Raw genomic sequence first — 9,451 nt, 5'->3', positions numbered from 1 at the left:
CGTCGCCGAACTCGAAGCCGACATCCGCACCTGGATCCAGCACTGGAACGACAACCCCCGCCCCTACGTCTGGACCAAAACCGCCGAACAGATCCTCGACTCGATCGGCGCCTACTGCCAACGACTTATCACCACAACTAACGACTCAGGACACTAGTGTCCCGAACCGGAAGTCCGGTGCATGAATCGGCGGATCCAGGTTTCCGCTGGGTGCGCCGGCGGGCCGGCCTCGTACCGGGCGTACTCGGACGGTTCGCCGGTGCGGCCAGCGGGAAGCTGGGCCGTCGAGTTATGTGGTGGACTTTCGGTTCGGGACACTAGCGTCCCGAACGGCGCGCGCGACCCCAGTCCGGGCTCAGTCCAGGCCGACGGAGAAGGTGGCCTCGGTGTCGGCGCGGGAGTAGGAGCGGAAGGCGATGTGGGTGTCGGTGCGCCGCACGCCCTCGACCTTGCTGAGCTTCCCGGCGATCACGTCGGCGAGCTGCTCGTGCTCCGCCACCTTCACGATGGCGATCAGGTCGACGTCGCCGGCGCACGAGTAGACCTCGGACACCCCGTCGAGGTCGGCGATGGCCTGCGCCGTCTCGGGGATGCGGTCGGCGGCGGTGTACACCTGGACGATCGCGGTGATCACGCCGCCAGCCTAGTCCACGTCCACCTCGACCGGCCGGGCCCTCTCCGCCCAGACCCCCCACCCTCCGGCTCCGCGGGCCGGCTCGGTCCACGCAGGTTCGCTCGCGACGAGGCGCGTGCCGCCGGTGGTGAGCCACCGGTGCAGCAGCCGGACCTCCTCCACGGGGGCGCCGCGCAGCGGGCCGGCACCGGGCAGGACGGTCTGGGCGCCGAGGCGCAGGGCGTCGATCACCGGCATCGGCGGGACACCGCGCCGGGCGACACCGGCGGCGGCGAGCCGCCCGTACCGCACCACGGCGATCTCCCAGCCGCGGCTGCCGTCCGGCCGCGCACCGACGAGCTCCGGCAGCGCGGCGAGCGCGGTGAGCCGCTGCGACCGGTCGAGCCCGTGGATGAGCGCCGCCAGCTGGTCGCGCCGGCGCGCCGCGACCTCGAACCGCTCCCTCGTGGCCAGCGCGTCGATCTCGGCCGCCACCGTGTGCAGCGGAGCGTCGTCGCGGCCGTCGACCAGGTCCGCCAGGGCGCGGACGCCCGGGGCGTACTCCTCGGGCGTCTGCAGGCCCGCGCAAGGCGCCGCGCACCGGCCCATCTCGTGCAGCGCGCACGGGGCGGCGGAGGCGCCCGTCGCCGGGATGCGTTGCGTGCACGGGCGGAGCGGGACGACGTCGAGCACGGTGTCGACGGCCGCGGCCGCGGTGCGCCGGGACGGGAACGGCCCCAGCGCACCGTCGCGGGGCGTGGTGACGACGGACAGCCGCGGGAAGGCCTCGGCGGTGGGGACGACCCACCACGTGTGGTTCGGGCGCTTGGAACGGCGGTTGTAGCGGGGGCGGTGCGCCGCGATGAGCCGCAGCTCCCGCACCGCGGCCTCCAGCGCGTGCGCGCAGACGACGGTGTCGACGCGCTCGGCGATCGCCACCATGTCGCGGACGCGCCTGCGCCGCTCGCCCGAGGTGAAGTAGCTGCGGACCCGGCGCTTCAGGTCACCGCTGGTGCCGACGTAGAGCACCTCGTCCCGGGCACCCCTGAACAGGTAGACCCCGGGCGCCGACGGCACGCCATCGGCGAGCATCCGCTTCCGGCGCTGCTGCTGCGTGGGCCGGTGCGGCGCGGACTCGCGCGCGAGGGAGATCAGCTCCTCGAGGCTCTGCACGCCGAGGTTGCCGACGCGTTCGAGCAGGCGGTGCAGGACCTCGACGGTGGCGCGGGCGTCGGCGAGCGCGCGGTGGTTGGGGCGCGTGGCCGTGCCGAAGAGCTCGGCGAGGGCACCCAACCGCACGCTGGGCGCCTCGTCGTGGGGCAGGACGGCGCGGGCGAGCCGCGCCGTGCACAGCACCGGCGGGCGCGGCCAGACCTGGCCGTGCCGTTCGCACGCCGCACGCAGGAACCCGGCGTCGAACGGGGCGTTGTGGGCCACCAGCACCGCGCCGCGCAGGAACTCCAGGACCGACGGGAGCACCTCCGGCAGCCGGGGCGCGCCCGCGACCATCCCGGACGTGATTCCGGTGAGCGCGACGATGCCGGGCGGCAGGCCGGTGCCCGGGTCGACGAGCGTGGCGAGCTCGCCGAGCCGCTCCCCGCCGCGCACCTTCACGGCACCGACCTCGGTGATGGAGTCGGTGCCCGCCGACCCGCCCGTGGTCTCCAGGTCGAGCACGACGAACGTGACCTCGCGCAGCGGGGTGCCGAGCTCGTCGAACGTCAGTTGGGACGACCGGACAGGCACGGGCGCGGACGCTAGTGACGGCCCCCGACAATCCGCGCAGCAGCTGTCCGCGGCCCCGTCCGCACTGATTGTGACCGCCGCGTCCCCGGTGAACCGGAGCGACCGGAGATAACCTGGTGCGATGTCCAGGTCCGACGGCGCCTCCGGCCCGCCCGCGCAGGGTGGGGCCCCGCTGTCGGCTGCGCAGCCGTCGGCCGCGCAGGTCGACTGGGCGAAGTTCCCCGACGCGCTGCGCTCGCGGCTGGCCGAGCTCGCGGCCACCGCCGTCGGCGCGATGCCGGCCACCGACGTCCCGGTGCCCCTGCGCCGGCTCGCGCGTTTCACCCCGGCCAAGCGGGCCAAGCTCGGCGGTGGCGCGCTCACGGCGGAGCTCGAGGCGTCCGCGGCGTTCCGCACGGCCGTCGTGGCCTGGTGGGAGGACCAGCGCCCCGGCGAGCTGACCACGGCCTCCGACGACCCGCTCATGGCCGCCGCCGCGGCCGTCCTGAACGACGACGCGGACGCGGGTGCCGCCGTCGCCGCGGCCGCCCGCCGCGGCGAGGCGGGGGAGCTGCGCGCGGAGCGGGACGCGGCCCTCTCCCGCGTCGACAAGCTCACCACCGAGCTCGAACGGCTCCGCGGCGAGCTCACCGAGGCCCGGGGCCAGGCGCGCACGGCCGGGCAGCAGCGCGACCACGAGTACCAGCAGCTGCGCCGCCGCGTCTCCGAGCAGGGGGCCACGCTGCGCGCGGCACGCGACGCGCAGTCCGCCGCCGAGCGGGCCGCCGAGGAGATGCGCGTCGCGGCCGAGCGCGACCTCGCCGCCGCCGTCGCGGAACGGGACCGCGAGCGGGAGCGCGCCGAGGCCGAGCGCAGGCGCGCCGACCGGGCCGCGGCCGAGGTGGCCGCCGCCCGGCAGGCGGCCCGCGAGGCCCGCAAGGCGGACGAGGTGCGCCTCGCACTCCTCATGGACACGCTCGGCGGTGCGCTCACCGGCCTGCGGCGCGAGCTCGCGATCGGCGGTGGCGGGCCCCGTCCCGGCGACCTCGTCGCGGGCGCGCGCAGCGCACGGGGCGGCACCGCCGTCGGCACGGCCGCGGAGCTGGACGCCCTGCTCGCCGTTCCGGCGCTGCACCTCGTGGTCGACGGCTACAACGTCAGCAAGACCGGCTACCCGGATCTCCCGCTCGCCGACCAGCGGTCCCGGCTCGTCGGGCAGCTCGGCGCCCTCGCCGCGCGCACCGGGGTGGAGGTCACCCTCGTGTTCGACGGCGCCGGCGTGATCACCGCACCACCGCGCGGCTCCCGGGGCGTGCGGGTGCTCTTCAGCGACCCCGGGGTGCTGGCCGACGACGTGATCCGCGCCCTCGTGGCCGCCGAGCCGCAGGGCAGGCCCGTCGTGGTCGCCACGTCGGACCAGGCCGTCGTCCGGTCGGTCCGGCGCAGCGGCGCCCACGCCGTGGCGTCGGCCATGCTGCTCACGCGGCTCGTGCGCGGGTAGGAGCGCGCTGAAGGGCCCCGGCCGTAGCGAGCGGCGGGCAGGCGCAGCCCTCGTGGAGGTCGGCGGACAGCTGGGCCTGAGCGGGGCGTGATCAGCGGATCCGTGACATGAGCCGCATATCGAGGGTGTTGCCGAATCGGCCGCAGCGGCGTTCGGCGATCAAGGCGAAATGGTCACTAGTCGATCTTCAACAGCGACCATTATCCCATGATCGCCGCCCTGACCTGCCGTTATCGGGTGCACATCGTCGTTGCCACAACCATGGACAACCGATACCGCTGATCACGGGCCGTCGCCCGGCAGCTGGATCTGGCAATGGCCTCTATCTGCGGCTCATGTCACGATCGTGGCGATCAAGTCGCTCCGCGGTGGCCGGCGCGAGCAGTGATCCGGGCCCATTGTGGCCGCCCCCGGCTGCATCGAGGCCGTGGAGCCGGGAACTGTCGGTGGTCGTCCCTAGCTTGGCGCGCATCGGACGGCGACGAGCCCGCCCGAACCGTCGAGGGAGCAGAGACAGGGAGCAGCGATGATCATCGACTGTGAGAGCTGCGCGGTCCGCGGCGCGGCCTGCGGCGACTGTGTGATCGGTGTGCTGATGGGTGCACCGGGTTCGGCCGACCCCGCGGATCACGGCGCCGAAGCGCCGTCGCACGTGCCGCCCGGCGCGCCGATGGTGCAGCTCGACGCACCGGAGCGGCGGGCGCTCGCCATGCTGGCCGATCAAGGCCTGGTGCCGAGATTGCGGTTGGTGGCCACCACACCGCGCCAAACGCCGCCAGGCGCGGAGAGTGGGGGAGTCGTCCGTGACGCAGGGTGAGCAAGTGTCCACTTAGCACGATTTTTCGCTGCGCTCCGTGCATGTGGGTGACACCGCGCGGCGCGCCACGCCGGGGTACCCCCGGGTTGGACGCGTGCCGGGCTGCTCCGTAATCTCCGCGAGACCTTGCGGCACGTCAGCCATTCGACCGCGGATGGCAACGTGAGGTCACCGTGCGATACCCCGATCGGCGCTCCCCCTTACCCCGATCGGGGATTCACGCGGGTGACGAGAGGAGATCCGTTCGCGTGGAGTCGCGTCGGCGCACCTCGTCCGGTCCTCGGAAGACCGACCTCCGGGGCGTGCGTCGCGCACGCCGTCACGGCAGGTCGGCGTCCTCCGTCGGGTCGCTCGTTCTCATGGTCGTCCTGTCCTTGCTGGTCGCCGCTTCCCCCGCCGCGGCCCAGGACGACCCACCCGACGCGGCGGACGCCGCGCGGCAGCTTGAGCAGGTGAACCGGGAGGCGGAGTCCCTCACCGAGGACTGGCACGCCGCGAAGGACACCCTCGCGGCCCGGCAGTCGGAGCTCGGCACGCTGCAGGCGGCCGTCCAGCCCGCCCAGGGTGCCCTGGAAACCGCGGTCGCCGACGAGGAGCAGTTCCGCGTCCAGATCGACAGCGTCGCCCTGTCGGCGTTCGAGAGCGGCAACCTCGACCAGCTCAACGCCCTGCTCGCGAGCAAGTCGCCGCAGGAGTTCCTCGACCAGATGTCGGCCATCGAGACCCTCGCGTCCGGCTACCGCGACTCGCTCGAGCAGCTGCTGACGAAGGTCGACGACACCGCGCAGAAGCGGATCGACGCCGATGCCGCCGTCGCGCGCGCCCAGGCGGCCGCCGACGAGGCGGCGCGCGCCGAGGAGGACGTCGAGAACCGCAAGCGCGACGCCGAGAAGCGGATCGACGAGGCCCAGAGCCTCCTCGACCGGTTGAGCCCGCAGGAACGGCGTCAGCGCAACGGCCCCACCCTGAGCGGCCCGAGCTCGCTCTCCGGCAGCGGGGTCGGCGTCCAGGCGGCGGAGGCGGCCATGAAGATGCTCGGCAAGCCCTACCGGTACGGCGCGGAGGGGCCCAGCTCGTTCGACTGCTCGGGTCTCACCTCGTGGGCGTTCGAGCAGGTCGGCGTCACGCTGCCGCGGTCGAGCAGCCAGCAGGCCCGGGTGGGCACGCCCGTCTCGCGCGACCAGCTCCGGCCCGGCGACCTCGTGTTCTTCTACAAGCCGGTGAGCCACGTCGGCATCTACGTCGGCGACAACAAGATGATCAACGCACCGCAGACCGGCGACGTCGTCAAGTACTCCGACATCTCCAGCCGCCCGGTCACCGGCGCGCGGCGGTTGTAGCCCGGACCTCGTCCGCTCCCCGCGTGCGGGCGGCGGCCGGCCGGCGCCGACCGGCCGCCGCCCGAGCGCACGGACCCGGGGGATAGCGTCGCGCGGTGGCGCGCACGCTCCTCGTGACCAACGACTTCCCGCCCCGCACCGGCGGCATCCAGACCTACCTCCACGCCTTCGCCGACCGGCTGCCGCCCGGGGAGCTCGCCGTCTACGCGCCCGCGTGGCCCGGCGCCGCGGAGTTCGACGCGCACTCGCCGGTGCCCGTGCACCGCCACGAGACGTCGCTCATGCTCCCCGTCCCGGCGGTGGCCGCCCGCGCCGCCGCCCTCGCCCGCGAGCACGGCGCCACCACCGTCTGGTTCGGCGCGGCGGCACCGCTGGCGCTGCTCGGACCCCACCTGCGCCGGCACGCGGGCGTCGAGCGGGTCGTCGGGAGCACGCACGGCCACGAGGTGGGCTGGTCGATGGTGCCCGGCGGGCGCCGGACGCTGCGCCGGATCGGCACCGACGCCGACGTGCTCACCACGATCTCGCGCTACACCCGCACCCGCGTCGCGGCGGCGTTCGGGCCGCGGGCGGCGCTCGAGGTGCTGCCAGCGGGGATCGACACGAGGAGGTTCCGGCCCGACCCGGCGGCGCGCGCGGAGCTGCGCAGGCGCTACCGCATCGGCGACGCGCCGCTGGTGGTGTGTGTGTCCAGGCTGGTCGCCCGCAAGGGGCAGGACGCGTTGATCCGGGCCCTGCCGCTGGTGCGCGAGCGCGTGCGGGGGGCGCGGCTGCTCCTCGTCGGCGACGGCCCGGGCGCCGCGCGGCTGCGGCGGCTGGCCCGCGCCGGTGGCGTGGAGGAGCACGTCGTGTTCGCCGGGGCGGTGCCGGCGTCCGACCTCCCGGCCCACCACGCCGTCGGTGACGTGTTCGCGCTGCCGTGCCGCACCCGGGGCGGCGGCCTCGACGTCGAGGGTCTCGGCATCGTGCTGCTGGAGGCTGCGGCGTGCGGGCTGCCGGTCGTCGCCGGCGGGTCGGGCGGGGCGCCGGAGGCCGTCCAGGAGGGCCGTACGGGGCAGGTCGTCGACGGGCGCGCCGCCACCGCCGTCGCGTCCGCGGTGGCGGGCCTGCTCGCCGATCCGGACCGCGCACGGGCGATGGGCACCGCGGGCCGGGCGTGGATGCGGCGGGAGTGGACCTGGCCCGCGCGGGTGGCCCGGCTGCGTGCCCTGCTCGCCGGGGACCGGTCGTTGCTCGACCGTTAGCCGATGAGATGTTTCCTCCGGCCCCCGCGGGACGAGTCACGAGACGTGAGCGCGCGCGCCTTCATCGATCTCTGGCCCGTCGTCCGGCAGAACCAGGCCCGTATCTGACACTCGTCCACCGTCCCCGGTCTGGGGACCAGCTTCGGCCGCGGCGGCGCCACCACGTTCCAGCAGGACCTGCAGAACGCCGACTGCATCCTGATCCAGGGCTAGAACATGGCCGAGTGCCACCCGGTGGGGTTCCAGTGGGTGCTGGAGGCGAAGGCGCGCGGGGCGACCGTCCTGCACGTCGACCCCCGGTTCAGCCGCACGAGCGCACTCGCCGACGTCCACGTGCCGCTGCGCGCCGGCACCGACATCGCGTTCCTCGGCGGCCTGATCCACTACGTCCTGGAGCACGACAAGTGGTTCCGGGACTACGTCGTCCACTACACGAACGCGCCGATGATCCTGCGCGAGGACTTCGAGGACACCGAGGACCTCGACGGCCTGTTCTCCGGGTTCGACGCCGAGTGGCGCCACTACGACCCGTCGACCTGGCGGTACGAGGGCACTGACGTCGCGGCCGCGGCGGGGCAGCGCGACCAGTGGGCGGTGATGCATCGGGACGACGGCGACTCCGGCGGCTCCGGACACGGCGATCGGATGAGGGACTCGTCGTCGACGGAGACGGCAGGCGCCGGCGGCGGGACGTTCCACGGCACCCCGGAGCGCGACGACACCCTGCAGCACCCGCGGTGCGTGTTCCGGGTGCTCGAGCGGCATTTCTCGCGCTACACGCCGGCGACCGTCGCCGACATCTGCGGCATCTCCGAGCAGGAGTTCCTCCGGATCGCCGAGATCGTCACCCGCAACTCCGGGCCCGAGCGGACGACCGCGATCGCGTACGCCGTCGGGTGGACCCACCACACCGTCGGCGGTGCAGTACATCCGGACGGCGGCGATCCTGCAGCTGCTGCTGGGCAACATCGGCCGGCCCGGCGGGGGGATCCTCGCGCTCCGCGGCCACGCCTCGATCCAGGGGTCGACCGACATCCCGACGCTGTTCAACATCCTGCCCGGCTACCTGCCCGTGCCCCACGCCCACGAGCACCTGAACCTGCGGGAGTACCTGTCCTCCGGAGCCGGCAGCAAGGGGTTCTGGGGGAACATGGACACCTACGCGGTGAGCCTCCTGAAGGCGTGGTGGGGCGACGCGGCGACGGCGGGAGAACGACTTCTGCTTCGGGTACCTGCCGCGGCTCACCAGCGGCCACTGCAACTACGACACCGTCATCAAGCAGGTGGAGGGCGAGGCCGAGGGCTACCTCGTCGTGGGGGAGAACCCGGCGGTGGGCACGGCCAACTCGCGGATGAACCGGACCGGCCTGGCCAACCTGAAGTGGCTCGTCGTGCGCGACCTCTACATGATCGAGAGCGCGACGTTCTGGAAGGACGGCCCGGAGATCGAGTCCGGCGAGCTCGCCTGCGCGGACATCGGCGCCGAGGTGTTCTTCCTGCCCGCCGCGGCGCACGTGGAGAAGGACGGCACGTTCACCAACACCCAGCGCCTGCTCCAGTGGCATCACAAGGCCGTCGAGTCGCGGGACGACCGGCGCAGCGAGCTGTGGTTCTACTTACCACCTGGGGCGGCGGATCCGCGCGAAGCTCGCTGGGTCCACGGAGGAGCGGGACCGGCCGATCCTCGACCTGACGTGGGACTACCCGACGGTCGGCCCCCAGGCCGAGCCGGACGCGGAGGCGGTGCTCGCCGAGATCAGCGGCTGGGACGGCGACGGCGAGCCCCTGTCGTCCTACACCGGGCTCGCGGCCGACGGATCCACCCGTTGCGGCTGCTGGATCTACTGCGGGTCGTTCGCCGACGGCGTCAACCAGACCGCCCGGCGCAAGCCCGGCCGGGAGCAGAGCTGGGTGGCACCGGAGTGGGGCTGGGCGTGGCCCGCCAACCGTCGCCTGCTCAACAACCGGGCATCCGCGGACCCGGACGGGCGGCCGTGGAGCGAGCGCAAGGCGTACGTCTGGTGGGACGCCGACCAGGGGAGATGGGTCGGCCACGATGTGCCGGACTTCGAGGCGACCAAACGTCCCGACTACCGCCCGCCCGAGGACGCCGAGCGGGAGGACGCGCTCGCCGGTACCGACCCGTTCATCATGCAGGCCGACGGCCCGGGCGGGAGCGCGAGAAGATCCGGTAACGTCGGCGGCGTCCAT

General features: G+C 74.0%; 5 protein-coding genes and 2 pseudogenes. 5 read left to right on the top strand and 2 right to left on the bottom strand.

Annotation, left to right across the window (positions count from 1 at the left end; all coding sequences use genetic code 11):
* Positions 1 to 157 (top strand): annotated as a pseudogene (locus ACU436_RS33910) (IS630 family transposase); the annotation flags it as partial.
* A 198-nt stretch (positions 158 to 355) separates the two neighbouring features.
* On the opposite strand, the gene ACU436_RS33905 reads toward ACU436_RS33910, so the two are convergent.
* Together ACU436_RS33905 and ACU436_RS33900 are read right to left on the bottom strand one after the other, a co-directional pair.
* Positions 356 to 634 (bottom strand): Lrp/AsnC family transcriptional regulator, encoded by a 279-nt coding sequence (locus ACU436_RS33905; RefSeq protein ID WP_459031131.1) that lies wholly within the window; start codon positions 632 to 634, stop codon positions 356 to 358.
* Between the two features lie 9 nt (positions 635 to 643).
* The gene (locus ACU436_RS33900) at positions 644 to 2,359 is read right to left on the bottom strand and encodes a DEDD exonuclease domain-containing protein (RefSeq protein WP_459031130.1); all 1,716 of its coding nucleotides are present in this window, start codon (positions 2,357 to 2,359) and stop codon (positions 644 to 646) included.
* Between the two features lie 121 nt (positions 2,360 to 2,480).
* Here ACU436_RS33900 and ACU436_RS33895 point away from each other — a divergent pair, with 121 nt between their 5' ends.
* From ACU436_RS33895 to ACU436_RS33880, 4 genes and pseudogenes are all read left to right on the top strand, one after another.
* Positions 2,481 to 3,839, top strand: a complete 1,359-nt coding sequence (locus tag ACU436_RS33895; RefSeq protein ID WP_459031129.1) for an NYN domain-containing protein — start codon at positions 2,481 to 2,483, stop codon at positions 3,837 to 3,839.
* 1,176 nt (positions 3,840 to 5,015) lie between these two features.
* On the top strand, positions 5,016 to 5,996 hold the full coding sequence (locus ACU436_RS33890; RefSeq protein WP_459031128.1) for a C40 family peptidase: 981 nt from the start codon (positions 5,016 to 5,018) through the stop codon (positions 5,994 to 5,996).
* 95 nt (positions 5,997 to 6,091) lie between these two features.
* Positions 6,092 to 7,240, top strand: a complete 1,149-nt coding sequence (locus ACU436_RS33885) for a glycosyltransferase family 4 protein (RefSeq protein ID WP_459031127.1) — start codon at positions 6,092 to 6,094, stop codon at positions 7,238 to 7,240.
* 30 nt (positions 7,241 to 7,270) lie between these two features.
* Positions 7,271 to 9,433: pseudogene (locus tag ACU436_RS33880) on the top strand (molybdopterin-dependent oxidoreductase); the annotation flags it as partial.
* Between the last annotated feature and the right edge of the window lie 18 nt (positions 9,434 to 9,451).

This window comes from Pseudonocardia wallangbongensis (genome assembly GCF_054486945.1).
Note: the sequence above shows the minus strand (reverse complement) of the source record. Positions and strands in the feature narration are given on the sequence as shown.

What these genes read in the sequence shown, in the direction of transcription:
- ACU436_RS33895 (WP_459031129.1), top strand. Translation starts at nt 2,481, where the DNA reads ATGTCCAGGTCCGACGGCGCCTCCGGCCCGCCCGCGCAGGGTGGGGCC.
- ACU436_RS33890 (WP_459031128.1), top strand. Translation starts at nt 5,016, where the DNA reads ATGGTCGTCCTGTCCTTGCTGGTCGCCGCTTCCCCCGCCGCGGCCCAG.